Genomic DNA, 26,765 nt, shown 5'->3' on the forward strand with positions numbered 1-26,765 from the left:
GTGATGAGGAGCGTGCCGTGACGCACGCTCTGGTGCTGCGAAGGTCTGGGTGGTGCGACTTAGTCAATTATTTACTCACAGATGTTCCGCAAAGTAAATAACTTTCTTGCGGCCCACTGGACGATGCTCGCGAACCCTTCCCATAACGTGGAGCCATCATGGTGACTCCTTCGCCCCCTGCCCCCGGCACGCTGCTCTCGACCGTGCGCGGCGCCCTGCCCACGCTCACGCCCGCCGAGCGGCGCATCGGCGAGCTGCTGCTGAAGGAGCCGGAACGTTTCGCACGCAGTTCCATCAGCGAGACGGCAGAGCTCGCTCGCACCTCGACGACGACGGTCGTGCGCTTCTACACCCGCATCGGCTACACCAGGTACAAGGATCTACGTCACGACCTGACCGAAGAGGCGCTGCGAGAGCGTCTGTCGGCTGGCGAGGTCCCCTCTGAAGCCAGCGACATCGCTCGAGACGACGCGCTTGATCAGGTGGTCGCCAAAGTCGCCCGTGACGAAGCGCTGTCGATCGGCGACACCGCCGAACTGATCGATATCTCCGCGCTCGGCAAGGCGGTCGCCGAACTCGCCGGAGCGCGCCGCATCGACGTGTTCGGGGTGGGTGCCAGCGCGATCGTGAGCATGGACCTGCAGCGCAAACTGAGCCGCATCGGTCGGATAGCGATGGACTGGCCGGACGCGCACGCCGCGTGGACGGCTGCCGCCGTGCTCGAGCCCACCGACGTCGCCGTCGCCGTCTCACATTCGGGAGCCACACACGACACCGTCGAGTTCCTGCGCCTCGCACGTGAGCGCGGAGCATCCACCGTGGCGATCACCAACATCCTGACATCTCCGCTGTCGAACGAGGCGGACGTCGTCCTGCACACGTCCGCCCGCGAGACGGCCTTCCGCTCCGGTGCGCTGGGCAGCCGGATCGCCCAGCTGATGGTCGTCGACTGCATCTTCATCGGCGTCGTCCAGGCCGACTACGATGCCGCCGTGTCAGCGATCCGGCATACCTACGACGCCGTCCGAACGCGCGGCACCCGCCGCTGATCCGGCCGTTGCAGCGGATCAGCGGCGCCCCAGCGGATCGCCTCAGGTCAGCGCAACGTAGCCGAGGACGGGCTGCAGGCAGAACAGGGCGACGAGGCCGAGCCCGATGGCGCCGAGTCCGAGGTACTGCTTCGAACGCTGGTCACGCCGGCGCGTGCGAGTGAATACGAGGCCGCAGAGCGCACCGACCGCGAGACCGCCGACGTGCGACTGCCACGACACGTTCATCCCCGGGATGAAGCCGAGCACGAGGTTGATGCCGAGCACGACGATCATGCCCGTCATGTTGGCACCCAGGTGCCTGCCGATCACCAGCAGACAGCCGAACAGGCCGAAGATCGCCCCGGATGCCCCGACGACGGGCGTCGTGATCGCCAGGAGGGCTGCTGCGGCCGAACCGCCGGCCGTGCTCAGCAGATACGTCGTCACGAAGCGCCCAGTGCCGAGCAGCGGCTCGAGCTGCCGACCGATCATCCACAGCGCGAGCATGTTCAGCAGCAGGTGCATGAAGGAGCCGTGCGTGAGCGCCACGGTGAGGATCCGCCACGGCTGGAACGGTCCCAGCTCCGGGGCCATGCCGACGAGCGCGGGAATCGTGGGATAGATGTCCGGGGCATCGAACATCAGGAACCGCTTGATCGACAGCCCGCCCGCCGAGCCGGCCCAGTCGACGAGGAACAGCACAGCGGTGAGGATGAAGATCCACATCATCCCGCGGGTGCCGCCGCCCGTCAGCGCCGCGACCCCGCCGCCGCTGCCCCGCCATCGGCGCTGGGCGCGCTTGACGGCGGGGCTGCGGTTCCTGCGCTGCTCCTTGATGCACTCGGGGCAGATGAAGCCGACCGACGCCTGGGTCTGACATTCGCCGCAGATGGTCCGCGCGCACCGCTGGCACAGCACGAAGCTCTGGCGCTTCGGATGCCGGTAGCAGTAGTTGTCGCGGTTGCTCGCGAAGTCTCCCGTGCTCACGTGCGGTCAGCGCTCGCGATCAGACCGCGACGACGTCGACCGAGGTGATCACGACGTCCGAGGTCGGACGGTCCTGCGCACCGGTGGGCACTGCCGAGATGGCGTCGACGACGCGCTTCGAGTCGTCATCGGCCACCGCACCGAAGACGGTGTGCTTGCCGTGCAGGTGCGGCGTCGGGCCGGTCGTGATGAAGAACTGCGAGCCGTTCGTACCGGAGAGCTTGCCGAACGCGTCGGGGCGCTTGCCTGCGTTCGCCATGGCGAGCACGTAGGGCTCGTTGAAGCCCAGTTCCGGGTGGATCTCGTCATCGAAGTTGTAGCCGGGACCGCCGATGCCCTGACCGAGCGGGTCGCCGCCCTGGATCATGAAGCCCGAGATGATCCGGTGGAAGATGACGTCCTTGTAGAGGGGGCCTTCGCCCTTCTCGCCCGTGCGGGGGTCGGTCCACTCCTGCGAGCCGTCCGCGAGGCCCGTGAAGTTCTTCACCGTCTTCGGCGCGTGGTCGCCGTAGAGGTTGACGACGATGTCGCCGTGGTTCGTGTGGAGGGTTGCAACTGCGGTGTGAAGAGCCATGTCGCCCATTCTCTCAGGTTCCGACTATGGGGTTGCTCTGATCCCTGCGAGATTCGTCACTATCCCGGCGCGGTGACGCTTCCCGTGGCAGGATATGGATTGACCGGTTCCGTCAGCGATCAGGGAGGGCACTGTGAGCCTCAGCCCGAGCAAGAAGCAGAAGAAGGAGCTCAAGAAGCTCCAGAAGTCGGCAGCAGAGCTGTGGGAGAAGCAGCAGGTCGTCGCCGGCGATGCCGCTGCCCTGGCACGCGTCGCGGGGAAGCAGGCCAAGCGCTTCGGGCGCGAACGGCTGGCTCCGGCCGCTCAGGAGAAGTACGAAGCATACCTCTCCCCCTACGTCGAGAAGGCCCGCCCCTACGCGGAACGCGGCTACGCGGCGTCCAAGAGGACTCTCGACAGCCGCGTCGTCCCCGCCGTCGGTTCCCTCGTCGGCCGTGCGGCCGGTGCATGGGACGCGGCGCGCCAGGCCAGCGGCCGCGCTGTGGTCGTCGAGCCGCCGAAGAAGAAGCGCAAGGCAGGCCCTGTACTCGCCGTTCTTCTGGGCCTCGCCGCCGCGTTCGGCATCGCGTTCGTCGCGTGGCAGACGCTCCGCGCCGATGACGAGCTGTGGGTCGCCGACGACCCGCTGTCGGCCCCAGACGCATAAGACGCTTCGAAAGCCCCACCGTCGAGCGGCTCGCCGCGACGGTGGGGCTTCTCGTACGCCGGATGCCCGCACGGCATCCGTGATCGCACCGGCCGATAAGAGGGGAATCGGATGACCGATCGTTCCGATCGCGTGCGCGCGGCCGCCGAGTCGCTGGGTCTCGACGTGCGGATCGAGCAGACTCCGCGTGCGACATCTCTCGAGGAGGCGGCGCGGCTGCGCGGAATCACCCCGGCCGACATCGTGAAGTCGTTGGTCGTGAAGGGAAAGGGCGACTCCTACTATTTCGCCCTCGTCCCCGGCGACCGATCGATCTCGTGGCCGAAGCTGCGCGGCGTCGTCGGAGTCAACAAGCTGCGGCTGCCGGAGGCCGAGCTGGCACTGGAGGCCACCGGGTTCGAGCGCGGGACGATCGTTCCGCTCGGCTCCACGACGGCGTGGCCCGTATATGCCGATGAGCGCATGCGGGGCAAGCACGTCTCGATGGGAGCAGGCTCCCACGGCAAGGCGCTCTACGTCGACGCCGACGCCCTGATCGATGCCCTCGACGCGACGATCGCCGACATCACCGACGCGATCTGATCGTACGCGGCACTCTCACCGCTCGTCGCGGAGATCCGACACGTCGAACGGGCGGGTGATCGGCGGTTCCTCGGCGCCCGCGGGCTCAGCGACCGGATCGGGAAGGGGCTCGGTCGGGATCTCGCGCGGCTCGGCCGGAACGATCTCCAGCGGTGCCGTGCCCGCGCCGGAGGTCGGCCGGGCTGCGGGGAGGAACCGCATCTTGCGGTCGGACAGGCGCACTCGGAGCGGCGCGCCGAGGAAGATGCCGAGCGTGGCGCCGGCGGCGAGCGCGATGCCGATCATGATGACGTCGAGCAGCCCGCCGAACGCGACGAGCAGGTGATCGGCCTCTGAGCCGGACTGCACGATGCTGAGGAGCGCCCTGAACAGTGCGGCACCAGGCACGAGCGGGATGATCGCAGCCGTTGTCACCGCAACGGACGGCACGTGCAGCTTCACTGCGAGCACCGAACCCACCAGGCTCGCCAGCAGCGCGCCGCCGAAGGCTCCGGAGGCCGAGGGCAGGTCGACGAGTCGCTCGAACGCGAACGAGCCCACCCACGCCAGTGCCCCCAGCAGCGTGCTGACCCCGATGATGCGGGGGCCTCCTCCGTTGATGACGGCGACGGCGGAGGCGATGACGAGTGCGCCGACCAGCTGGAACGGCCACGGGCCCATCATGATCTCGTTGCTGGGAACGGGGATGCCGACCCCGAGGCTCTCGGCGACCTGCAGTCCGACGAGGATCCCGACGACCAGCCCCATCGTCATGATGGTGAGATCGAGGATGCGGCCGGTCGCCGTCAGCGAGAAGCCGTCGATCGCGTCCTGCGCCGCTCCGACCACGGCGACACCGGCCAGCATCAGCACGATGCCGGCGGCGACCACCAGGTTCGCTCGCACGTCGACGAACGGCTCGACACCCATCCGGCCGAGCCAGGCGACCAGTGCGGTCACGGCCGTGAGCACGATGCCGCCGGCGACCTGGCTGAAGAAGACGGGCACACGCGCCCTGCCGAGCCCCATCTGCGCCGCGGCGACGACCAGGGCGGCGAAGCCGGCTGACAGCAGCACCACCCAGCTCGCGTGGAACATCAGGGCGACGGCGACGGCGAGCAGCCCGGAGACGACCACGACGATTCCCTCGCGGTACATGAAGGGAATGCGCCGGACGCGATGGAACTCCGTCACCGCATCGTGCAGCTCCATGCCGCGCTCGATCTGATCGACGAGGGCCTGCAGCCGCTGCAGCTTCTGATGGTCGGCGCCGATCGACTGCACCACCTGCATCAGCGTGACCGGCGAGCCTGCGCCGTCGCGGTGGTCGGAGACCGTGATCGACGTGAACGTCACGTCGACGTGCGCCTTCTTCAACCCGAACGCACGAGTGATGCGCAGGGTCGCCTGTGCGACCTCCCGCGCCGACGCACCGATCGACAGCATCGCCGCGCCGATTCGCATGGCGAGGTCGATGATGCGGTAGGCCAGGGCGTCGTCGACGATCGGGATCGCCTCGGTCATCCGCCGCTTGGCCGGGTCGGTGACGAAGGCGCGCTTGACGCCTTCGAAGACCCTGCGCGCGTGGTGTTCCCTGCCCATGGCTAGAGCGTATCGGCGCGTTGCTGTGGGGTCGACCGGGGCTGGCCGTGAGGCGGCTGTGGGCCCGCTCTCAGTGTGCCCAGCGGCGTGCTCCGGGCGAGTCCGAGAACCGCCTACTCGCCTGCGTGCACCTCGACGGGGTAGGTCATCTCGATGCTGTCGGCTGGAACGCCGATCATCGGTGACAGCATCTGGCGCATCAGCTCCTTCGGCACGAGGCACTCGGCACACGCGTCCGGTCCCGCCGTGATGACCGCCTTCGCCGCCTCGTCCGCGACGTCGAGCGACAGATGGTAGTCGTCGGCCTCCAGCGAACCCCGCAGCGCGTCGATCTGGCTCTGATCGATCGTCATCGGTTCCTCCTCGCCCGCGGCATCCGGCTCCGCGGATACTCAGAAGCTAGCCGCCGTGCGCCCCACCCGGAACCGCCTCTTCCATCCGCCGGAAGCCCACCCCTCCGGTGCGGCGGATCGCAGTTCCGGGCCCGGCCTCGCTCAATCCGGGGCGGCGAAGTGCACCGAGCTTCAATCTCTGGTGCGATCTGCCACACGGGAGCGACCGATCCGGATGACCGGGAGCAGCGCGGAGGGGTCCTTTGCGCGGGCGGCGCCCCACCAGACGCCTGCGCCGTAGGCGAGGTCGTCGAGGCGGCGCGCGATGAAGAAGCGGGGGAAGTCGAGGCGGGGGCGCAGGCGCAGGTACTCGACGGCCGCGTCTCCCACGGCGGCGAGCGCGACGAGACGGCGCACCCGTTTGGAGAACAGACCGGCGATCGCGAACGCCGGCCACCAGTGCCGCACCAAGAGCGCCGACCCCTGTTCGAGCGCCGAGACGACGCCCTTGCCCGCCAGCTCGGCGGCGAGGACTCCGCGGCCGGTCGTCTCGCGGGCCCGCGAGCCGGGGTCGTCCGCCGCCGCGCCGCGCGGCAGTCTGCGGGCGATGTGCACCGCAGCACCTGCCGTGATGGCGCAGGCCCCCGGCAGCGACCACCGCTTCCCTGCGGCGAGCACGGCGATCACGCCGGCAGTCCACGGTGCCAGGACGGCCGGGGCGGCGAAGCCCGGGTGCCGCCGCGCCAGGGCGGCCGCACCGGTGCCGTAGACGAACTTGCGCTCGAGCCAGGTCCGAACCGTGCCTCGGTGCTCATGCGCGACCCTCGCACGGGGTTCGTATCGCACGCGCCATCCGGCCTCGGTCAGTCGCCAGACCAGGTCGACATCCTCCGCGACGCGCATGCCCGCGCCGAAGCCGCCCCGCCCATCCGGGCCGCGCAGTGCGGCCACACGACCGACGAGGCACGTCGACGACACCCACGCCATCGGCGACTGCGGGCGCACGAGCGAGGGGCGGGGGCCGTGGTCGAGCGACGAGCGAGCCTCCTCGTAGCGGAGCACCCACGAGTCCTTCGGGCCCTCCCACTTGCGCTCGCTGCGCAGGGCTCGCACTCGTGGTGCGGCGAGCGCGAGCGCGGGATCGACGAAGTGGCGGAGCACGCGAGCGACGGCGCCGCGGCCGAGCACGACGTCGATGTCGCAGAACACCACGAACTCGGTATCGACCATCCTCAGGCCGGCGTTGCGCGCCTCTGCGGGGCCGCTGTTGCTCTCCAGCGCGACGACCTCGGCGCCGTGCTCACCCGCGATGCGCACGATCTCCCCCGCATCCCGAGCAGCCGATCCGTCGTCGACCACGATGATCCGGATGGCGCCGAGATCGGCCCTGATGCTGCCGAGCAGACGCTTCAGCTGGCGCGGGCGTCCGTACGCGGGGATCACGACGGTGACCTCGCCCGTGTCGGGGGGCGGCAGGGTGTCGGGGTCCGGATCGGCATGTCCGGCCTCGACGAGGTGCGCGGCGAGCGAGCGGGACGTGCGATCTGTGACCTCGAGCGCACCGTCGCGGAGCAGCCCGCGGGCGGCGCGCTTGAGCCTGGTCGCCCGCGTCGGCACGCCGCCCACCAGCACGGCGCCGCCTTCGGCGAGGCGGGTGCGCGCGCCGAGCCGCACGACCGCGCCGTCAGGAAGGGCGCGCGCCGGGGCCGGCCTCGGCGCCGCCGCAATGCGATCCGCCATGCTCGTACCGCGTCTCATGCGTCGCCCTCCGAGAGTCTCCTGCGCCGACGTTCGAGCCGTGCCGGTCCGCACGCGCCCCGACCGATGCGCGACTGCGCCGTGCGCACGCCGCGAGTCGTGCGCCGTCGTCCGGGACCCTCGTGCGATGCTGATCGCCGCAGCCTCGATGAGCGCATGAACTCCATCATGCGTCCTCACCCGTGATGCGCGCGACCACGGCCCGTACGATCGCCTCGAGCAGCCTGGCGCCCTCGGCCGCCGTCGCCCCGGTCGGGTCGCCCAGCACCCCGTTCGGCGACACGCCGGCGACCCCCGCCTCGCGCAGCTCCGGCAGCACGTCGCGCAGCGGGCGGGTGTCTCCCTGCTCTGCGAGCTCGCGCCGCACGAGGTCAGGGGCGAGGTGGAGCAGCAGCGAGGTCTCGATCCGACCGGCGTGGGCATCGGCTGCCGGCAGTCCGGTTTCGCCCTCCCACGGTGCGCACGGCACCCATCCCGCACTGCGCCCCTCGTATTCGAGGCGATCGACGGCCGCACGCGCTGCCTGCACGTTGCCGCCGTGCCCGTTGACGAACACGATGCGCTCGGCCCATCCGGATGCTGACCTGCCGTACTCGATGAGCAGGCGCTCCAGCGCCTCGGTGCCGATCGACACCGTGCCGGCGAACCCCTCGTGCTCGCCCGATGCCCCGTACGAGATGGCGGGCGCGGTGACGACCCCGTGCCCCTGTTTCCGCAGCGACTCGGCTGCGGCGAGCGCGACGGCCATCGCAATGCGGGTATCGGTGTCGAGCGGCAGATGCGGGCCGTGCTGCTCTACCGCCCCCAGCGGCACGATCAGCATCGGTCGTGCCGCCCCTACCTCGCGGCTCGTGCACTCCGCGAGGAGGTGGCGAGTGCCGCCGCTCGTCGTCATCCCCTCAGTCTGCACTCTCGCGGCCGGTCCCACGACGCGACGGTCGGCGTGCGGAAGCACCCCGCCCCGTCACTCGCCGAACACCGCACCCAGCGACGGGGCGACGTCGCGATGATTCCGGATGACCCGCAGTCGGCCGCGTCCGGATGCCGCCAGCTCGCGACCGAGCTCGAGGTCGTTCTCGCCATCGGCGTCGAGGAGCACGTCGAGCCGGGGCAGCCGTGCGGCGAGCGGACGAGGATCGGGACCTGCATTGTGCACGCAGTCGGACAGCAGGAGCACACGCGATTCCCGCGCCGGTGCGCGTTCGAGCTGGCGCGCGGCGAGTTCCAGCGGGAAGGCGACGTTGGTGAGGCCCTGTGCGGGCAGCCGGAGCACCCTGTCGAGGATCTCGGACGGCCGCACCAGATCGCCGAGGCGGTGGACGATCGCCGCATCGGACCAGAACGCGATCACGGCGAGCGCATCGTGCGCCAGCTCCCCGGCGAGCGCGCCGACGGTCGCCGCCGCCGTGCGCACCCGTTCGCCTCGCATGGAGCCCGACACGTCGAGGGCGAGCACCGCGCTGCGCCTGGTGCGCATCCGGTCGCGCACCACGATGTCCTCGTCATCCGGCACCGGCCGTGCGGTGAGCACCTCCAGCGTGCGGTCGAGGTCGATGTCGTCGCTTCCGCCCTGGTACGGCAGACTGACGAGCCGGCCGGCGCCGCGGGGCGCCGAGACGTCGATGCGGGGGCGCGGTATCGACAGCCTGGCCGCGATCTGCTGGGCGCGCGACCGAACCTCCGGATCGGGCTCGACCGTCTCGGCCTCGGCGCCGACGATCGCGCCCTCCTCATCCGTGAAGTCGCGTCCGTCGCCGCCCGCTCCTCGTGGTGCTGCGTGCGACGGATCCCCTCCCCCGGTCGCACGCAGGGTCGAGCCCGCGCCGCCGCCGACCGCTTCGAACACGATGGGCGCCTCATCGAGCTGCTTCGGCTTGCGCCGCAACGTGCGCGTGGGGCTCTGACGCGCCGACTCGCGCCGCAGCGGAGAGTCCGCATCAGCCTCTCTTCATCCGGGTGCGGCAGCGCGCGGCTCCAGGATGAAGCGGTCCTCCCAGATCTCACGCAGCACGCGCTCCGGCGTCGTCTCGGCAGCCTCGTCGACGTGGATGCGGCCAGACAGCGACAGGATCATCGCGTCGTGCACGAGCTCCGGGTACTCCTCGGCGTCAGCGGCGGCGATGCCGCGCAGACCAGCCAGCTCCGACGCGACCAGGGTGCAGTCGATCGCTCCGCGCACGCTCGAGCCCTGGCGCACATCCGGATGCCTCCTGCTCGCGCGGGTGACCGCCACGGCGTCGGCGATGAGCCGCTCGCCGAGCTCCCCCTCCGCCCGGGTGCGCAGCGTGACGATGCCGAGCTCGGCGTGCTCGTCCTGGTAGTCGACCGCAAGACGATTGAGCCGGTCGTGCATGCTGGTCGACAGGCGCGTCGTGCCGACGCTGTCGTACGGGTTCATCGATGCGACCACTCGGAAGGTCGGCAGCGCCGTGACGGTGCCGACCCGCGGCACCGCGATCGATCGGTCGGCCATCGCGGTGAGCAGCGTGTTGAGCGTGTCCTCTGGCGCGCGGTTGAACTCCTCGATGTAGAGGAAGCCGCCCGCGCGCATCGCCTCCACCAGCGGACCTTCGACGAAGTTGTCGGCGCTGTAGTCCTCGCGGAGCACGCGTGCCGGGTTGTGGTGGCCGACGAGCTTGGCGGGTGTCAGGTCGGCATTGCCCTCGACGAACACCAGCGGTATACCCCATTCAGCGGTGATCGCCTGCAGGATCGTCGTCTTGCTGGTTCCGGGCGGGCCCTCCAGCACGAGGTCGCGGCCGGCCGCCACGGCCGCGAGCGTGAGCTCCAGTTCCCGCCCGCGGCCGACGAGGTGCGCGGCGATCCGCTCCCTGGCGTCCCTCGTGCTCTCTCCTGCGATCGTCACGTCAACTGGTTCCCCGCGTCGACGGGCAGCGGAACGCCGGTGATGTAGCGCGCCTCGTCGGAGGCGAGGAAGAGCAGCGCGTTGGAGATGTCGATCGACTCGACCCACGGGATGGGCAGCGGGATGACGCGACCGGATGACTCTGCGAACTCCTCCTTCGTCGCGTCCTCCTTCCCGGTGAACAGCTTGTAGATCGTCTGGTTCTGAATCATGTCGGTGTCGACCTGTGTCGGGTGGATGCTGTTGACCCGGATGCTGTCCGGCGCCAGCTCCATGGCGAGCGTGCGCATCATGCCGACGAGCCCGTGCTTCGCCGAGACGTAGTGCGCCATGTTCGCGTAGCCGCGGATGCCCGCCTCCGAGCTGGTCAGCACGATCGAGCCGCCGTTCCCACCCGCCTTGATGTGCGGAATCGCCGCCTTCACGCTGTGCCAGACGCCCGACAGGTTGATGTCGATCATCGTCGTCCATTCGTCCTCCGGCATGTCCTCCGTGCGGTTCGGAGTCCCCGCGACACCGGCGTTCGCGCTGACGATGTCGAGCCGACCGAGCTCGGCGACGCCTTCGTCGACAGCCGCCTTCAGCGCGGCGAAGTCGCGCACATCCGCCTTCTTGGCGATGATCCTCCTGTCCAGCGCCTCGACCCGGCGCACGGTCTCGGCGAGATCCGCTTCCGTCGCACCGGTGTGCGCGTTGTACGGAATCTCCTCGCAGACGTCGACCGCGATGATGTCGGCTCCCTCCTGCGCGAGCCGGACCGCGTGCGAGCGTCCCTGCCCGCGCGCCGCGCCCGTGATGAATGCGACCTTTCCCTCAACTCTTCCGGCCATGATGGCCCTCCTTTCTCGGATGCTCACCGATCCTCCGGCGCCTGAGGCGGTCAGGTGCTTCACCGCAGCCTTGTGCGGTGCCAGTCGTCGCGCGCATGGCGCCGGGGTCCCGGCGCATCGGTTGTTCCTCCCCGTTCGGCGGGCCTTCCGGCCCGGGAAACGCAGGAAGGGCGCCGCTCACGCGACGCCCTTCCGTGCTCATCCTGTCGAGCAGCAGCCCCCCTCATCGGCGGCACCGCACCCGCATCCGGATACTCCGGCTCGCCCCCCGGATCCGGGTTGCTCCGCCCCCGCACGCGCCGCGAACTCCGCGGCGAACCCGGCGAGCGGGCTCTCATCGCAGTCCGATACCGGCGGCGCCTGCGGACCGCCGGAGCGCCGCCCTGACAGACGCGCGGGTCTGAGACCCGCAACAGGGCTCTCGTCACATGCCGATCTCGGCGGAGCGTCCGGCCGCGTGGCCGAGAGCGTCACGCGCACCGGCCCCATACCGCTCGGAGCGGCCCCCTGACGGGGGCGCGGCGGCGTCGTGCGGTGCGAGTGGTCGCCGCTGGGCTTGGGCTTGTCTCCCTTCATGTCCCTGAGTGCGGTCTCGCCGTGCCCGACCACGCATTCGGGATCAGGGCCGTCCAGCGGCAGTCCGGTGAAGAACTTCGCCGCCATGCACCCGCCCTTGCATGAGTCGAAGAACTGACACGAAGAGCACGCCCCGCCAGACTGCGGCTCGCGCAGTCGGGCGAACAGCTCGGACTGCTGCCAGACCTCCTTGAATCCGCCCGGCTCGCGCACACTTCCCGCGAGGAACTCGTCGTGGATCGCGAACGGACAGGCGTACACGTCGCCGATCGGGTCGATCAGGCACACGACACGGCCGGCGCCGCACAGGTTGAGGCCCTCGAGCTCCTGGCCGTACGCGGCGAGGTGGAAGAACGAGTCGCCCGTGAGCACCTCGCCGTCGTGGGCGACCAGCCAGTCGAACAGCTCCTTCTGCTGCTCGGGCAGCGGATGCAGCTCGTCCCACACGTCAGCCGCGCGGCCGGAGGGACGCAAGCGAGTCAGTCGCAGCTGGGCGCCGTAGCGGTCGGCGATCTCCTTGAACTCATCGAGCTGCGGGATGTTCTGCCTGGTGCACACCACCGAGAGCTTGAAGTTCTTCATCCCGGCCGCCTGCATGTTCGCCATCGCCTGCAGCGCCATCTCGTAGGAGTTCGGCCCTCGGATCCAGTCATTCACCTCGGCCGTGGCTCCGTCGAGCGATACCTGCACGTCGACGTAGTCGTTCTTCGCCAGCTCGGCCGCGCGATCCGGTGTGATCTTCACACCGTTCGTCGAGAACTTCACGCCGACGCTGTGAGAGGTGGCGTAGTCGATGAGTTCCCAGAAGTCGGGCCGGACGGTGGGCTCGCCGCCGCCGATGTTCACGTAGAACACCTGCATCCGCTCGAGCTCGTCGATGATCTCCTTGCACTCCTCGGTCGACAGCTCACGCGGATCACGACGACCCGAGCTCGACAGGCAGTGCAGACACGACAGGTTGCAGGCGTACGTGAGCTCCCAGGTGAGGCAGATCGGTGCGTCGAGGCCGTACTCGAAGTGGTCGACGAGCCGCATCGGCTTCGGCGGGGATTCGGCTCCGGATGTCGGTGCTGCGTCCACAAGTGTCATGCGTCACGCTCCTGAATCATGTTCGAATCGGCAAGAGTCCGCACCGCGCCGACGTACGGCGCGGTCGACGCCGCTGGCACGCCCTGGGCCTCGATGGCCTCGCGGACGCTGGCGTGATCGCCCAGCGCCCTGACCACGTCGAGCAGCGTGCGGTCCTTCAGGAACGACAGCTTGCGCGTTCCGAAGTGGTACAGCAGCGCACCGAACGACTCAGGGCGCACGGCGACCTGCGGATGCAGGCGCCACGGCCGGTCGGCGTCGAACGCGGTCATGATCAGTACACGCCGCACATGCCGTCGATGGAGACCTCTTCGACGAGAGACTCCGCCTCGACGACCTCCGTCTCCTCCGGCGCGTTGTCACGGAACTTGCGAACAGTGGTCATGGTGTTCCTCCTTCGTCGCCCCCATTGGCGACCTCAGCCCGCCCTCGTCGGCGGAGATCCGTTGCGTCCTGACCGAATCGCCGATCGACTCGTGCCGATGAGGGCTACTGTCGGTGCTAGCGATCACGTCGGACCGTGCTCGCGATGCTAATGGCACTGGGTGCCGAATGGGAAGAGGGGTCGCATGAATTCGATGCCATCCGTCGCCGCGCGCCCCGGCAGGGCGCGCGCCACGAGCGCCGCCGAGCTCGGCGAGATCGGGCTGTCGCTGATCCTCGAGCGCGGCTTCGACACCGTCACGGTCGATGACATCGCCGCGGCGGCCGGCATCGGCCGACGCACGTTCTTCCGCTACTTCTCGTCGAAGAACGACCTGCCGTGGGGCGACTTCGACGCGTTGCTCCAGCGGATGCGGACGCACTTGGCCGAGGTGCCCCGCGACGCACCGCTGGCCGTCGCCCTGCGTGAGGCCGTCGTCGAGTTCAACTCGTTCCCGGTCGACACCCTGCCGCAGCACAGGCTCCGGATGGCGGTGCTGCTCGAGACGCCGACACTCGTCGCCCACTCGGCTCTGCGCTACGAGTCGTGGCGCCGAGTCGTCGCCGACTTCGTCGCGGAGCGTCTCGACCTTCCGCCGCGCTCTGTCGGCGCCGAGGCACTGGCACGCGCTTGCCTCGGCATCTCGCTGGCCGCCTATCAGCAGTGGCTCGGCGATCCCGACGCGGTGCTCACCGATCTCATCCGCGAGGGATTCGACGAGATGAGCGCCGTTTTCGGCGACGCTCCGGATCACCGAGGCGGCGACAGGTAGCCCGTGTCTCACGATCCGTCGCCTGCCGCGCGTTCCTCCGACGCTCGCCGCGGCTTCGACATCGTGATCGTCGGCGGGGGCTCCGCCGGCGCGGTGCTGGCGGCCAGGCTCAGCGAGGATCCCGCTCGGCGAGTGCTGCTGCTCGAGGCGGGCCCTGCCCCGCGCACGCAGGCGGAGATGCCGGATGCCGTGCTCGACGGCACGACGGTGGCGGCGTCCGTACCGGGGCACGCGCTGGGCTGGACGTACCGGGGCTCTCTGCTGACCCGGGATGCCGCACACGGCATGCGCATGCCTCAGCGGGAATACGATGTGGTCAGGGGGCGCCTCATCGGCGGCAGCGGCGCGATCAACGGCGGATACTTCATCCGCCCTCGACCCACCGACCACGCCGAGTGGGTCGCAGCGGGCGGCGACGCATGGTCGACGGAGAATGCGCTGCCGCTGCTGCGCGCAATGGAGTCCGACGTCGACTACGGCGAGACCGCGCTTCACGGCGGATCCGGCCCGATCCCCGTACGCCGAGCGGACGGACATCCGGTATCGCAGGCATTCGAGGCGTCGTGCCTGGCAGCCGGCTTTGCGAGCGATCCGGACAAGAACGCGCCAGGGGGAAGCGGTGTCGGGCCGGTACCGCAGAACGTCACAGACGGGGTGCGTCGCAGCCCCGCGATGCAGTACCTGCTGCCGGCGCTGAACCGCGAGAACCTCGAGGTGCGCGGCGGGGTCACGGTGACGCGAATCATCGTGCGCGGCGGCCGTGCGGTCGGCGTCCAGGCCTCGGCGCGTCGGAGTTTCGAGGTCATAACGGGCGGGGAGATCGTGCTGGCCGCGGGTGCGATCGCGACGCCGCAGCTGCTGCAGCTGTCAGGCATCGGCCCCGCAGACGATCTGCGTGCCCACGGCATCCGGTGCGTCGCCGACCTTCCCGTCGGCGAGGCGCTCTCCGACCACGCGAGCATCACGCTCTCGATGATTGCTCGCACGGCGCCGCCTGCCCCAGAGGGGTCGCCGTTCCCCACCGCACTGCATACGTCGGCGCCCACCGGGGAGCCGTTCGAGCTGCTCGTCGGGGCGCGACCGCTCGACGAGATCGTTCCCGGCATCGGGGCGCCGAGCGCGCTGCCCGTGATGGTGAACCTTCCCTCGACCGGACGGGGTTCGATCACGCTGCAGTCGGACGATCCGGCCGTGCCGCCGCTCATCCGGTACGACTACCTCGCCGAGGAACGCGACCGTGCGATCGCACGGCATGCCGTGCGCATCGCGGCCGACCTCATCCGATCGCGCGAGTTCGCGGTTGTCGTGGAGAACGACGATGCCCCCGACACTCGGCTGCTCACCGACGACGGCGCCCTCGATGCCTGGATCGCGTCTCGCATCGGCACCACCGTGCACACCTGCGCCACCGCCCCGATGGGCACGGTGGCAGACGGCGCCGGCCGCGTGCTCGGCATCGACGGCCTGCGCATCGCCGACACCTCGCTGCTGCCGACCGCCCCCGCCCGCGGCCCCGCCGCATCCGCCGTGCTCGTCGCCGAGACGATCGCCCGCGCCATGCGCGCCACGTGATCTCCTCTTCTTCGAGCCGTCTTCAGCGGCCTGCCGCGCGGGAACAGGAGGCGTGACGGCTCCGTGGTGCGAGAACGGCGCCTCGCGCTGGGAGCGGAGGTGGCACACAATGGGGTCACCACATCAGAGCGAGGTCGATCATGGCGGACGCGTCCTCCCCCTCGGCACGCGGAGCCGGTGATTCCGCGCCCGACGAGCCTGGTTCAGGCACGCCGACCGAAGCTCCGTCCGGCGACGGCCGGCCCACCGCCGCCGGCAGGGTGCTCGCGGTGCTCGACGCCTTCGACGCCGGACACCTGGTGCTGTCGCTGACAGACATCTCCCGCCGCGCCGGGCTGACGCTGTCCACCGCGCATCGCCTCGTGCGCGAACTGCGCGATTGGGGAGCGCTCGAGCGCAGGGCGGACGGGTACTACGCGATCGGCATGCGGATCCTCGAGTTGGGCTCGCTCGAGCCGAAGGGACTGCAGCTTCGGGAGGCGGCGCTGCCGTACCTCGGAGATCTGCACTCGGCAGTCGACAGCGATGTGCACCTCTCTGTCATGGCGGGCACCGACGTCGTCTACGTCGAGTCACTCCGCTCCCGCCACGGCGCGCCCGTGCTCACTCGCCTCGGCGGACGCTGGCCGCTGCATGCGACCGCGACGGGTCTGATCCTGCTCGCGCACGCGCCGGACGAGCTCCGCGAGCACATCCTCGCCGAGCCCCTGCAGGCCTACACCGCGCGTACGATCACGGACCCCGAGCGACTGCGCAGCACCCTGTCGGATGTGCGCAGCAGCGGACACTCCTTCGTCGACGAGTCCATCACGGTCGGTGCCGTCGCCCTCGCCGTGCCCGTGCGCGACCGCCGCAACCGCGTGGTCGCGGCCGTCGGCGTGGCACTGCGCCGCGGCAGCGTCGACCCGCAGTCGGTGCTGCCCGCGCTCACGATGACCGGCCATGCGATCTCCCGCGCGCTCGGAGCCCCGCCTACGCGCTGACGACCTCGATCATCCGGCGCACTGCGAACTCGTAGCCGCGGGTGCCGGCTCCCACGAAGACGCACGAGGCGATGCCGGAGAGGTAGGAGTGGTGCCGGAACTCCTCGCGGGCGTGCACGTTCGAGATGTGCACTTCGGCGAACGGCAGGGCGACGCCGGAGAGGGCGTCGCGCAGCGCGATCGAGGTGTGGGTGAAGGCGCCGGGATTGATCACGACTGCGTCGCAGTCCTCCCGGGCGGCGTGGATCGCATCGATCAGCTCGCCCTCGTGGTTGCTCTGCACCGCACGCACCTCGAAGCCGAGCTCGCCAGCCGCACGGGAGGCGAGCGCGACGACGTCGTCGAGCGTGTCGTGGCCGTAGGTCGCCGGCTCCCGCGTGCCGAGCAGGTTGAGGTTCGGCCCGTTCACCAGGAGGATCCGCTTGTTCACACCACTGTCCCTTCGCCGCCGCGTCGCTCGGTTCAGGCTATCGCTCTTGTTCGGCATCCGGAGCGCCGCTAGCCTGGTGAGATGCCGACCGATCCGCTCTTCGTCGCGTTGCTCGCCGCCTGCGTCGTCGCGGCTGCGGCACTCCTGGTGGGCATGGCACTGGCCATCGCACAGGCGCTCCGCGACAACGAGTTGCCGCCCCTCATCCGATGGTCCTGGGCCGTTGCGGTCATCGCGTTCCCCGTGTGGGGGGCGATCGCATGGTTCGCGTGGACGTCGCTCGACCGACCCGGCGCCTCCGCTCTGACGCGGGTCGTCACCACGTCCCGGTAGCCAGGAATCCCTCGATCCGCTCGCGGTGCGGGGCGGGGTCCATTCCCGGACAGTGGAGCGCGCTCACACGTGCGGACTATCCGTCGTCGGCTCGAGTGAGCTCGTGGGTGAAGGCTTCGACGAGCGTGCGCTCGTCCGGGAGTGCTGCGTCAGCTTCTTGCTCGAGCTGGTAGCGACTGACAGCAACAGGTTGGGCGGTCGACGCGAGCGCGTATCGGACGACTGTGTCGTTCTTGCCCGCGACGAGGAGAATCCCGACCGTGGGTCGATGCTTGTCGTGGTTGCGGAGCCGATCGTCGACGATGGTGACGTAGAAACCGAGTTGTCCCGCGTCGGCCGGTGCGAACGTGGTGGACTTGAGCTCGACGACAACATAGCGCAGCTGCTCGATGTGGAAGAACAGCAGGTCGACGTAGAAGTCCTCACCGTCGATGTCGAAGTGCATCTGGCGGCCGACGAACGCGAACCCTGCGCCGAGTTCACGCATAGTGTCGAGAATCCGGTCGACCATTCGCTGCTCGAGCTCTCGCTCCGAAGCGTCACCATCGACGGCGAGGAAGTCGAGGGCGTATGGGTCCTTCGTGAGCTCCTGCGCTTGCTCGGAGTCCGACCGACCAAGTGCACCGGGAAAGTTGGTCGGCGCGGCCGCTTCGCGCTCGTGAAGGCGTGTCGCGATCTGGTGCGCGAGCACGGCTCGGCTCCAGCCGAAGTGAGCGTCCTTGGCGGCGTACCAGTCGCGCAGTGCCTGGTCGTCGAGCTTGTCGAGCAACACGATCACATGACCCCACGGCAATTGTCCAACAGGTCGTTGGACAATTGCCGTGGGGTCCGGCCATGCCTCCGCGAATCCGCGCATGTAGAAGAGATTCGCGCGGGAGAACCCCTTGATGGACGGAAACTCAGCACGCAGATCGGCAGCGAGCCGCGCGAGGACCCTCGAACCCCAACCCTGCTCAGTCTGCCGGTCGAGGATCGTACGGCCGATTCGCCACCACAACTGCAGAAGTTCGGCGTTGGCCTTCCGCTGCGCCCGGAACCGCGCGGTATGGACCTGCCTCTTGACCTCCTCGAGCGTGGCCGCATAGTCATCCGGGATCAGGTTCGTCATGGCGTCACGGTACGTGCGACCGGCGACATTCGTCGTGACGCGCCGCATGGAACGACTGAAGCCCTGATCAGAGCGGCCCGATCACATGACCCCACAGCAGTTGTGCAACGGGGCACTGCACAACGCCATCATGCTCTGAAGCGGGGTCACCACGTCCCGGTAGCCAGGAATCCCTCGATCCGCTCGCGGTGCGGGGCGGGGTCCAGTCCGTGCTCGGCGACCCACGCATCGTCGTAGTACGTCTTCTCGTACCGCTCGCCGCCGTCGCAGATCAGCGTGACGACGCTGCCGCGCTCGCCCCGCTCCAGCATGCCGGCGATCAGCTCGAATGCGCCGCACAGATTGGTGCCCGTCGACCCGCCCGCCCAGTGTCGTGACCGCTCTCGCAGCATCCGGATGGCGGCGATCGATGCCGCGTCGGGAACCCGGATCATGTGGTCGATCACGCTGGGAATGAACGACGGCTCCATTCGGGGCCTGCCGATCCCCTCGATCCGGCTGGGCATTCCCGTGCCGTAGTCGGCCGCACCGGTCTCCCAGCCACCGTAGAACGCCGAATTCTCCGGATCGACCACCGCCACGCGAGTGCTGTGGCGGCGGTAGCGCACGTACCGGCCGAACGTCGCGCTGGTTCCGCCGGTGCCCGCCCCGACGACGATCCAGCTCGGCACGGGGAAGCGCTCGAGGGCGAGCTGCTGGAACACGCTCTCGGCGATGTTGTTGTTGCCGCGCCAGTCCGTCGCGCGCTCGGCGTAGGTGAACTGATCGAGGTAGTGCCCGCCGCACTCGGCAGCGAGCCGCTCGGCCTCCGAGTACATCTCGGGCGGGTGGTCGACGTAGTGGCAGCGACCGCCGTAGTACTCGATCAGCTCGATCTTCTCCGTGCTGGTCGAACGCGGAACCACGGTGACGAACTCGAGCCCCAGCATCCGGGCGAAGTACGCCTCGCTGACGGCCGTCGATCCGCTCGACGCTTCGATGAGCGTCGTATCGCGGCCGATACGGCCGTTGACGAGACCGTAGAGGATGAGCGATCGGGCGAGGCGATGCTTGAGCGAGCCCGTCGGGTGCACCGACTCGTCCTTGAGGTACAGGTCTATGCCCCACTCCGGCGGCAGCGGAAACACGTGCAGGTGGGTGTCCGCGCTGCGGTTCGCATCCGCCTCCAGCAGCCGCACGGCCTCGTCGGCCCATCCGCTGCGCGTATCCATGCGTCGAGCGTAGCCGGTCGGCTCACCACGGCGAGGGGTCTCGGCGCCGTCATCGGCCGAGGTCGTCCCGCCCGTGCGAGGAGTCGCGCACCGCCAGCCAGGGCACCGTGGTCGCCCTGCCCGCGCGGGGAGTCGCGAGATGGGCGGGTTTGGTTCATTTCGGCGCCGATGACGGGGCATTTCGACAAACCCCAGGCAGTTCGGTGGCGGGACGCGGCGGGCTACGCTCGGGTGGGGTGTCACGAGGTGTTTGCGCGGCTGTCGGCGAGCATTCATCCTGGCGGGCGAGAATCGCATGTTGGCCACTTGGAGCAGGGGAGGTGCGCGATGGACGAGGAGTTCGACGAACTCATCGAGCGGATGAATGAGGCTCTCCGAGAAAGATCGCTGACCGCCATCCAAGCCACCCTCACCGAGCAGGATCCGCACGACATCGCGCGCCTGCTGGAGCGCGAGGACACCGACGACCGAGCGATCATCTACCGGCTGCTGCCGCGCACCAGGGCCCTCGAGGTCTTCGAGCTGCTCGAACCGGAGATGCGAAGCGAGCTGATCCTGGGCCTGCAGGACGAGGACGTCGCGCGTGTGTTCGAAGAGATCGATCCGGATGACAGGGCCCAGCTCCTCGACGAACTCCCGGCGGGCGTCGCCACGTCGCTCATGAAGGGCCTGTCGCCGACCGAGCGCGCCCTGACGGCGCCGATGCTCGGCTTCGACGCCGACAGCATCGGACGCTACATGAGCACGGAGTACGTGCGCCTGAACGACGAGATGACCCTGGGCGATGCGCTCACGCACGTGCGGCATCGCGGGCTCGGGGCTGAGACGATCTACCAGCTTCCCGTCACCTCGCCGCATCGCCGCCTGCTCGGCGTGATCAGCCTGCGACGGCTCGTGATGGGCGACCCGAGCGCGCTGGTGAAGGACCATATGCGCGATCCGGTGTTCGTGCACGCGACCGACGACGCGGAGTATGCGGCGCGCGAACTGATCGACGCGCAGCTGCTCGCCGCGCCGGTGCTCGACAGCGAGGATCGCCTGCTCGGTCTGCTCACCAGCGACGACGCGCACGCGATCGTCGAGCGCAGCGAGGATCGCCGGGCCGCCAGGCAGGGTGGTGCCGAGCCGCTGCGCCGCCCCTACCTGACCGCACCGATGTGGGGACTGGTGCGCTCGCGCGTGGTGTGGCTGCTCGTGCTGGCCGTGTCGGCCGTGCTGACGGTGCAGGTGCTCAACATCTTCCAGCACACGCTCGACCAGGTCGTCACCCTGGCACTGTTCGTGCCGCTGCTGACCGGAACCGCGGGCAACACCGGATCACAGGCCGCGGTGACCGTCACCCGTGCTCTCGCTCTCGGCGAGGTCAGACCCCGCGACATCCTGCTCGTGATGTGGCGGGAGGTGCGGGTCGGCCTGATGCTCGGCGCGCTGCTTGGCACGATCGGGTTCGCGGCGGCGAGCCTGGTCTTCGGGCTCGAGTTCGGCGAAGTGATCGGCATCACGCTGCTGTGCGTGTGCACGCTCGCCGCGACGGTCGGCGGCGCCATGCCGCTGATCGCGCGCGCCGTTCGCGCCGACCCCGCCGTGTTCTCGACGCCGTTCATCGCGACCTTCTGCGACGCCACCAGCCTCATCATCTACTTCCTGATGGCGACCTGGCTCCTGGGCCTGTGACGGGTCCGGATGAGCGGGCCGCGCGGTCCGCTCATCCGCCCGTGATCATGTCCCACGAGATCTTCGCGATCAGCGCCGCGATCACGAAGATGAACACCACGCGCACGAACTTCGATCCCTTCGACAGCGCCATCCGCGCGCCGATGTAGGCACCGACGAGGTTCGCCGCGCCCATGGCGAGGCCGAGCCCCCAGAGCACGTGCCCCGCTGGGATGAAGAACGCCAGCGCCCCGATGTTCGTGCACAGGTTCGCGATCTTGGCGAAGGCCGAAGCAGGCATGAAGGCATAGCCGAGCACGCTGACGAAGAGAATCACGAAGAAGGAGCCGGTTCCCGGCCCGAGCGCGCCATCGTAGGTGCCGACGAAGAACCCGACCATGGTCGCGGCGGCTACGTGCTTCCAGCCGTGCCAACGGCGATTCGTGTGCACACCCATCTTCGGCTTGAAGACGGTGAAGGCGCCGACGCCGATGAGCACGACGAGGATGATCGGGTCGAACGCCTCCGCAGGGATCAGCGTCGCCAACGCGGCGCCGAAGACGGCACCGGCGAGCGCGGCGAGCGCCAGCGGCACCGCCGTGCGCGGGTCGGGCTTCATCCTGCGCGAGTACGTGGTCGCCGCGACCGCCGTTCCCATCAGGCTGGAGAGCTTGTTGGTCGCCAGCGCCTGCAGCGGCGCGATGCCCGGCGCGAGCATCAGGGCGGGCAGCTGGATGAGCCCTCCCCCGCCCACGACCGCATCGACCCATCCGGCAGCGAGCGCCGCGACGAGCAGAAGGACGAGGGTGAGCACGTCGATCTCCGGCACCAGGTGATTCTAGTCGTCGCCGCATCCCGCGCTTTCGCGGCGTACGCTCTTGGGACAGGCAGCAGTACTGCGCGCACGTGAGGAGGAGACGTTCATGCCGATCCTGGATTCCCGACTTCCCCTCGTCGCCGCTCCGATGGCGGGCGGTCCTTCCACCATCGCGTTGGCACGCGCGGTCGCCGAGGCGGGAGGGTTCCCCTTCCTCGCCGGCGGCTACCAGAGTCCGGATGCCCTGGCCGAGCAGATCGCGCAGGCGCGGTCGATCGGCGGCGGTTTCGGTGTGAACCTGTTCGCGCCTGCGCCGACCGAGATCGACGAGGACGCCTTCGAGGCCTTCGTCGACGAGATCGCGGAGGAAGCTGCGCGATACGACATCGTGCTCAGCCCGGAACCGGTCAGCGACGACGACCGGCTCGACGACAAAGTAGCCATGCTCGTGGATACGCCGGCTCCCGTCGTGTCGTTCACGTTCGGGCTCCCCGGCGCCTCCGCTCTGCGCGCGCTGCAGTCGGTGGGAACTACGGTGCTCGCCACTGTCACCACAACGGACGAGGCGAGGCAGGCAGTTGACTCCGGAGTGAACGGCCTCGTGGTGCAGGGCTCGTCCGCGGGCGGTCACAGCGCGGCCTTCGACCCCGCACGCGACCCGCGCCCGCTCGACACCGCTGAGCTCGTCCGCCGTGTGAAGCACGAACTCGAGGCTCCCGTTATCGCGGCAGGCGGCGTCGACGGCCCGGATGCCGTGGCACATCTTCTCGAAGCGGGCGCGGAAGCTGTGTCGGTCGGAACGCTGCTGCTGCGCACCGACGAGGCCGGAACCTCCGACGCGCACCGACGGGCGCTCGCCGACCCTTCCTTCACGGAGACGACCATCACACGCGTGTTCACGGGGCGCCCGGCGCGCGCGCTGCGCAACGGCTTCATCGACCGCCACCACGACGCGCAGATCGCCGCCTACCCCGCGGTGCACCACCTGACGAAGTCGCTTCGGAGGGCGGCGGCCGCGGCTGGCGATACCGATCGGCTGCATCTGTGGGCGGGCACGGGCTGGCGCTCGGCGCGCGCCGGATCGGCCGCGGACATCGTGCAGTGGCTCGCAGGAGACGACTGACACACGATCAGACGTCGTCCTGGCCGTCAGTCGTGGGCAGCCAGCCGGGATTCTGAAGAAATTTCTCGCGCGTTCGGAGAAAAATGTGGGCAGTACTACCCACCGCGTGAGGATTGCACGGCACGACGTCGCAGAGATTGAGACGAGTTCGGTTCACATTGCACGCATCAACGTGAATCGGGATTCATCATCTCTTCCGCGTGACCCGCGCATCTGCGGAGCAGAGACGCCATCAGCGCCAGAGAATGTTGCATTCGAATGAATCATTCTGACTGACTGCCCACCCTGCTGCCCATGGGTACTTGGGTAGTTTTGCCGATTACAACGAACTGATATCGTCCATTTGGATTGTCCATGTTCTTTCCACCGACACACAGGAATCAGTGAAGTGAAATCAACACACCGTAAGTGGCTCACGGCCACTGCGGCGACAGTCGGCGCGGGTGCGCTGGCCTTCGGTGGTGCGGTTCTTCCCGCCGCCGCCGAAGAGTCGCCAGCAGAAGACATCACGACCCTCGAAGTCCAGACCGACAAGTACGAACTCGCTGCTCAGCGACTTGAGGCTTCCACTGGCAAAGAAACAACTGCCGAAGAAGTGAAGCAGCTCGAGGAGACCACGGAGATCGAGGTCTCCACCAAGGGCTTCCTTCTCCAGGTCGACCCGAAGGCCGCGACGGTACCGAACCTTCGGAGCGCCGCCGCATTCGAGAATGGCGGCGCCGCCATCCCCGGCACCCCGACCGACGGCTCGCGCCCCGACGCACCCTTGACGATCTACCTCGACTTCGAGGGTGAGACTCTCGAGGACACGCACTGGAACACGGAATCCGGTCAGGAGACGCTGACCCTGGGGCCAGCCGCCATCGCAGCGCAGGCCGATGAGGTCTGGGCCGGTGTCGCCGAGGACTACGCGCCGTTCAACGTGAACGTCACCACCACGCGGCCGAGCGACGACGCCCTCTACAAGACGTCGGCAGATGACGACCAGTACGGCGTGCACGTCATCATCACTGATTCGTACCCCGATGAGATTCCGGGCGCGACCACGTCTTCCGGGCTCGCATGGCTCGACGCAGTCGGCTCCGAGTACCTCACTGGCGCCCTCGTCTTCACAACCGGCGTCGGCGGCGGCGACCCGGCCAATGCGACCGCGCGCAGCGTTGCCGACACCGCCTCGCACGAGGCCGGCCACAACTTCGCACTCGAGCACGCGGGGCACAGCTCGGACGAGTACTACTACCCGACCGACGGCGTGTGGGGCCCGATCATGGGCGCCACCTACGAGGTGCCCCTCAGCCAGTGGACCGACCGCAGCTACGACGGCGCCATCCACGATCAGGATGATCTGGCAACCATCACCGACCGCTCCGCGAGCGGAGAAACGTTCCTGGGCTGGCAGAACGACGCCGGCGAGGTCTTCGAGGGCGGCAATGCCTGCCCCAGCGACCCTGGCATGGACCCGGAGAACCCGCAGCCCGGCGACTCGATCTTCCCCGTTGACGGCAGCGGTGAATGCGGCGATGACGAGTACTTCGCAACCTTCACCTACACCGACCGCGCGGACTACGCGGCCGACGAAGTGGGCGACAGCATGGACGACGCGACGGTCCTCGACAACGCCGACGGCACCTTCGAGGCCGCGAGTGTCATCGAGACCACCGACGATGTCGACGTCTACAGCGTGACCACCATCGGCGGCACTGTCTCCGCCGAGGTCGAGGTCGCAGACCTGCACCCGAACCTCGACGCGAAGCTCACGCTGAGCAACGAGGCAGGAGAGGTGCTCGCCGACAACGACCCTGACGCCACACGCGACTCCGCAGATGCCGCCAGCGGCCTCGGCGCCTCCGTCTCGGTCGATGATCTGAACGCCGGCACGTACTACCTGTCCGTCGAGGGCGTCGGCTTCGGCGACCCGAGCACCGCCACCGCCGACAACGCAGGCGGCTACAGCGACTACGGCAGCCTCGGCAACTTCACCCTGACGGGTGAAGCCGCTCCGTTCGAGGCCGACCCGATCGTGATCGACACGCCTGCCGACGGCAGCGAGGTCACCGGCGGCTCCGACGTGGAGGTATCCGGTACCGCGACCCCGGGTGCCGAGGTCGACCTGACTGTCGCCAGCGACAACGGAAGCGGAATCGCTGCGTCGGCCACGGCCGACGACAGCGGTGCCTGGACTGCGACCGTCACCGCCAACGACTACGGCGAGACGAGCATCACCGCATCGCAGACCGTTGAGGGAATCGACGTCCCCGAGACCGACTCGGTCACGGTCGTCGCTCCCGTCGAGGCCCCGGTCATCCAGAACCCGACCGACGGCTCGACGACCGACGACACCACCCCGACCGTCACGGGCACCGGCATCCCCGGCGCCGAGGTCACGGTCACGGTGAACCCGACGGTCACCGCCGCGGTCGACGCCGATGGCAACTGGGAGGCCACCCTTCCGGAGCTCGCCGACGGCGAGTACACGGCAACGGCCGTCCAGACCATCAACGGTGTGACCAGCGACGAGTCGGCCGCCGTGACCTTCATGGTCGAGGCGCCGGACAACGGAACCGACGGCGGCACGGACGGTTCGACGGACGGCAGCACGGATGGTTCCACCGACGGTTCGACGGACGGTTCCGCCGACGGCACGGACAGCAGCGACGACACCGACCTGGCCGTGACCGGCAGCGACTTCAACGTCACTCCGTTCGCGCTCCTGGCGGCAGGCCTGCTCGTCATCGGCGCTGGCACCGCAGCGTTCGCCATTCGCCAGCGCAAGCTGGCGATGAACAGCTGATCGCAGCAGTTCTGTAGGCCACGGCCTGCACACGTGGGGGCGGGAATCGCGAAGGCGACTCCCGCCCCCACACCTGTATATGGGGTTCTGCCGGTATCATGAAACACCCATCCGGCACCCAGACCTCTCGCCCGTTCGGGCGGGAGACCGATCAGAGGGGGCTGATATGACCGAGAACGCTGAGGGCAGCCGCAGAGGCATGATCATCACCGTGGTCATCGTCGCAGTCGCCGTTCTCGCGGTGATCGTGTTCGCCGTGTCGCAGCTGTGGGCGAATGACGACGATGCGGATCCGACCGGTTCCGACGGAACGACGATGCCGACGGAGACCGCCACTGCCGATCCGGAGGACGAAGGAGACGACGTGAGCACGGACGACGGCAGCGACTCGACCGACACCAGCGGCGAGGATGCCGCCACGACCGAACCCGGCGAGGTGACCGGCACGAACAAGGTCCTTCCCGAGAGGATGAACGGCCAAGAGGCCATCGACGCCCTCGGCGACAAGATCGACTTCGTCGCCGAACGCAACAACAAGACGGTCGACGAGCTGAAGGATCTGCTGCTGCGCGACAAGTCGGCGCACATCTCGACAGGGGGCTTCATCGTCTACATCGACAGCAGCACCAAGGACGGCTGACGCACAGCGGGTCGAGGATCGCGCCACATCCGAAAGTCGGTGGCGACGCGAGCATG

Annotated in this window: 27 protein-coding genes; 11 read left to right on the top strand and 16 right to left on the bottom strand. The window is 69.0% G+C overall.

All coding sequences use genetic code 11. The features are described 5' to 3' along the window. Window positions 1-158: 158 nt before the first annotated feature. Window positions 159-1,049, top strand: a complete 891-nt coding sequence (locus tag DZG09_RS02635; RefSeq protein WP_119696158.1) for a MurR/RpiR family transcriptional regulator — start codon at window positions 159-161, stop codon at window positions 1,047-1,049. A gap of 42 nt (window positions 1,050-1,091) precedes the next feature. Here the strand turns inward: DZG09_RS02635 and DZG09_RS02640 are convergent, their stop codons facing one another. Both DZG09_RS02640 and DZG09_RS02645 read right to left on the bottom strand, forming a co-directional pair. Further along, complete coding sequence (locus tag DZG09_RS02640) at window positions 1,092-2,018, bottom strand: rhomboid family intramembrane serine protease (RefSeq protein ID WP_119696159.1); 927 nt, start codon at window positions 2,016-2,018, stop codon at window positions 1,092-1,094. 19 nt (window positions 2,019-2,037) lie between these two features. Next, a complete protein-coding gene (locus DZG09_RS02645; RefSeq protein ID WP_119697345.1) occupies window positions 2,038-2,592 on the bottom strand; it encodes a peptidylprolyl isomerase in 555 nt (184 codons plus the stop codon). A gap of 133 nt (window positions 2,593-2,725) precedes the next feature. On the opposite strand from DZG09_RS02645, the gene DZG09_RS02650 reads away from it, so the two are divergent. Then, window positions 2,726-3,238, top strand: coding sequence for a DNA helicase (locus DZG09_RS02650; RefSeq protein WP_119696160.1), 513 nt, complete (start codon window positions 2,726-2,728; stop codon window positions 3,236-3,238). Window positions 3,239-3,349: 111 nt separating this feature from the next. Next, window positions 3,350-3,820 carry an aminoacyl-tRNA deacylase gene (locus tag DZG09_RS02655; protein WP_119696161.1) on the top strand — a complete coding sequence of 157 codons (471 nt, stop codon included), beginning with the start codon at window positions 3,350-3,352 and terminating at the stop codon, window positions 3,818-3,820. Window positions 3,821-3,835: 15 nt separating this feature from the next. Here the strand turns inward: DZG09_RS02655 and DZG09_RS02660 are convergent, their stop codons facing one another. From DZG09_RS02660 to mftA, 10 genes are all read right to left on the bottom strand, one after another. Then, window positions 3,836-5,401 carry a threonine/serine exporter family protein gene (locus DZG09_RS02660; RefSeq protein ID WP_119696162.1) on the bottom strand — a complete coding sequence of 522 codons (1,566 nt, stop codon included), beginning with the start codon at window positions 5,399-5,401 and terminating at the stop codon, window positions 3,836-3,838. Between the two features lie 113 nt (window positions 5,402-5,514). Next, a complete protein-coding gene (locus DZG09_RS02665; protein ID WP_119696163.1) occupies window positions 5,515-5,754 on the bottom strand; it encodes a hypothetical protein in 240 nt (79 codons plus the stop codon). Between the two features lie 171 nt (window positions 5,755-5,925). Further along, window positions 5,926-7,473 (bottom strand): mycofactocin biosynthesis glycosyltransferase MftF, encoded by a 1,548-nt coding sequence (gene mftF, locus DZG09_RS02670; RefSeq protein WP_119697346.1) that lies wholly within the window; start codon window positions 7,471-7,473, stop codon window positions 5,926-5,928. 184 nt (window positions 7,474-7,657) lie between these two features. After that, complete coding sequence (gene mftE / locus DZG09_RS02675; protein ID WP_119696164.1) at window positions 7,658-8,386, bottom strand: mycofactocin biosynthesis peptidyl-dipeptidase MftE; 729 nt, start codon at window positions 8,384-8,386, stop codon at window positions 7,658-7,660. Window positions 8,387-8,455: 69 nt separating this feature from the next. Then, window positions 8,456-9,337 carry a vWA domain-containing protein gene (locus DZG09_RS02680; RefSeq protein ID WP_205529031.1) on the bottom strand — a complete coding sequence of 294 codons (882 nt, stop codon included), beginning with the start codon at window positions 9,335-9,337 and terminating at the stop codon, window positions 8,456-8,458. 102 nt (window positions 9,338-9,439) lie between these two features. After that, on the bottom strand, window positions 9,440-10,357 hold the full coding sequence (locus DZG09_RS02685; protein WP_205529032.1) for an AAA family ATPase: 918 nt from the start codon (window positions 10,355-10,357) through the stop codon (window positions 9,440-9,442). Further along, window positions 10,354-11,187 (bottom strand): mycofactocin-coupled SDR family oxidoreductase, encoded by an 834-nt coding sequence (locus DZG09_RS02690; RefSeq protein WP_119696166.1) that lies wholly within the window; start codon window positions 11,185-11,187, stop codon window positions 10,354-10,356. The genes DZG09_RS02685 and DZG09_RS02690 overlap by 4 nt, the downstream gene beginning before the upstream one ends. Before the next feature lie 198 nt (window positions 11,188-11,385). After that, window positions 11,386-12,852: a mycofactocin radical SAM maturase gene (gene mftC / locus DZG09_RS02695; protein WP_240423641.1), complete on the bottom strand. Its 1,467-nt coding sequence runs from the start codon at window positions 12,850-12,852 to the stop codon at window positions 11,386-11,388. Then, complete coding sequence (gene mftB, locus DZG09_RS02700) at window positions 12,849-13,124, bottom strand: mycofactocin biosynthesis chaperone MftB (protein WP_119696167.1); 276 nt, start codon at window positions 13,122-13,124, stop codon at window positions 12,849-12,851. Before mftB ends, mftC begins: the two co-directional genes overlap by 4 nt. Window positions 13,125-13,126: 2 nt before the next feature. Then, window positions 13,127-13,237: a mycofactocin precursor MftA gene (gene mftA, locus DZG09_RS02705; RefSeq protein ID WP_119696168.1), complete on the bottom strand. Its 111-nt coding sequence runs from the start codon at window positions 13,235-13,237 to the stop codon at window positions 13,127-13,129. A 193-nt stretch (window positions 13,238-13,430) separates the two neighbouring features. Here mftA and mftR point away from each other — a divergent pair, with 193 nt between their 5' ends. The 3 genes from mftR (at window position 13,431) to DZG09_RS02720 (ending at window position 16,603) form a co-directional block, all read left to right on the top strand. After that, a complete protein-coding gene (gene mftR, locus DZG09_RS02710) occupies window positions 13,431-14,048 on the top strand; it encodes a mycofactocin system transcriptional regulator (RefSeq protein ID WP_119697349.1) in 618 nt (205 codons plus the stop codon). Window positions 14,049-14,051: 3 nt separating this feature from the next. Then, window positions 14,052-15,620 carry a mycofactocin dehydrogenase MftG gene (mftG, locus tag DZG09_RS02715; protein ID WP_119696169.1) on the top strand — a complete coding sequence of 523 codons (1,569 nt, stop codon included), beginning with the start codon at window positions 14,052-14,054 and terminating at the stop codon, window positions 15,618-15,620. Window positions 15,621-15,760: 140 nt separating this feature from the next. Next, entirely contained in the window at window positions 15,761-16,603 is an 843-nt protein-coding gene (locus DZG09_RS02720; protein ID WP_119696170.1) for an IclR family transcriptional regulator, read from the top strand. Here the strand turns inward: DZG09_RS02720 and aroQ are convergent. Next, window positions 16,593-17,033: a type II 3-dehydroquinate dehydratase gene (gene aroQ, locus DZG09_RS02725; protein WP_240423643.1), complete on the bottom strand. Its 441-nt coding sequence runs from the start codon at window positions 17,031-17,033 to the stop codon at window positions 16,593-16,595. The two genes, DZG09_RS02720 and aroQ, sit on opposite strands and share 11 nt — an antisense overlap. 81 nt (window positions 17,034-17,114) lie before the next feature. On the opposite strand from aroQ, the gene DZG09_RS02730 reads away from it, so the two are divergent. Next, window positions 17,115-17,366: a hypothetical protein gene (locus DZG09_RS02730; RefSeq protein ID WP_119696172.1), complete on the top strand. Its 252-nt coding sequence runs from the start codon at window positions 17,115-17,117 to the stop codon at window positions 17,364-17,366. Window positions 17,367-17,442: 76 nt separating this feature from the next. Here DZG09_RS02730 and DZG09_RS02735 read toward each other — a convergent pair whose 3' ends face one another. Together DZG09_RS02735 and cds1 are read right to left on the bottom strand one after the other, a co-directional pair. After that, entirely contained in the window at window positions 17,443-18,474 is a 1,032-nt protein-coding gene (locus DZG09_RS02735; protein ID WP_119697350.1) for a PDDEXK nuclease domain-containing protein, read from the bottom strand. Window positions 18,475-18,620: 146 nt separating this feature from the next. Continuing rightward, window positions 18,621-19,685, bottom strand: coding sequence for an L-cysteine desulfhydrase Cds1 (cds1, locus tag DZG09_RS02740; protein WP_119696173.1), 1,065 nt, complete (start codon window positions 19,683-19,685; stop codon window positions 18,621-18,623). Between the two features lie 327 nt (window positions 19,686-20,012). Between cds1 and mgtE the strand changes: the two genes are divergently transcribed. Then, window positions 20,013-21,359, top strand: coding sequence for a magnesium transporter (gene mgtE, locus DZG09_RS02745; protein WP_119696174.1), 1,347 nt, complete (start codon window positions 20,013-20,015; stop codon window positions 21,357-21,359). A gap of 31 nt (window positions 21,360-21,390) precedes the next feature. On the opposite strand, the gene DZG09_RS02750 is transcribed toward mgtE, so the two are convergent. Then, window positions 21,391-22,167 carry a TSUP family transporter gene (locus tag DZG09_RS02750; protein ID WP_119696175.1) on the bottom strand — a complete coding sequence of 259 codons (777 nt, stop codon included), beginning with the start codon at window positions 22,165-22,167 and terminating at the stop codon, window positions 21,391-21,393. Window positions 22,168-22,261: 94 nt separating this feature from the next. Between DZG09_RS02750 and DZG09_RS02755 the strand changes: the two genes are divergently transcribed. From DZG09_RS02755 to DZG09_RS02765, 3 genes are all read left to right on the top strand, one after another. Continuing rightward, complete coding sequence (locus DZG09_RS02755) at window positions 22,262-23,278, top strand: NAD(P)H-dependent flavin oxidoreductase (protein ID WP_119696176.1); 1,017 nt, start codon at window positions 22,262-22,264, stop codon at window positions 23,276-23,278. 388 nt (window positions 23,279-23,666) lie between these two features. Beyond that, complete coding sequence (locus tag DZG09_RS02760) at window positions 23,667-26,069, top strand: zinc-dependent metalloprotease family protein (RefSeq protein WP_162893125.1); 2,403 nt, start codon at window positions 23,667-23,669, stop codon at window positions 26,067-26,069. Between the two features lie 166 nt (window positions 26,070-26,235). After that, window positions 26,236-26,709, top strand: a complete 474-nt coding sequence (locus tag DZG09_RS02765) for a hypothetical protein (RefSeq protein WP_119696178.1) — start codon at window positions 26,236-26,238, stop codon at window positions 26,707-26,709. Window positions 26,710-26,765: the final 56 nt, after the last annotated feature.

Origin of the sequence: Microbacterium halotolerans (assembly GCF_003569805.1) — a bacterium.
In the GTDB taxonomy this organism is placed as follows: domain Bacteria; phylum Actinomycetota; class Actinomycetes; order Actinomycetales; family Microbacteriaceae; genus Microbacterium; species Microbacterium halotolerans.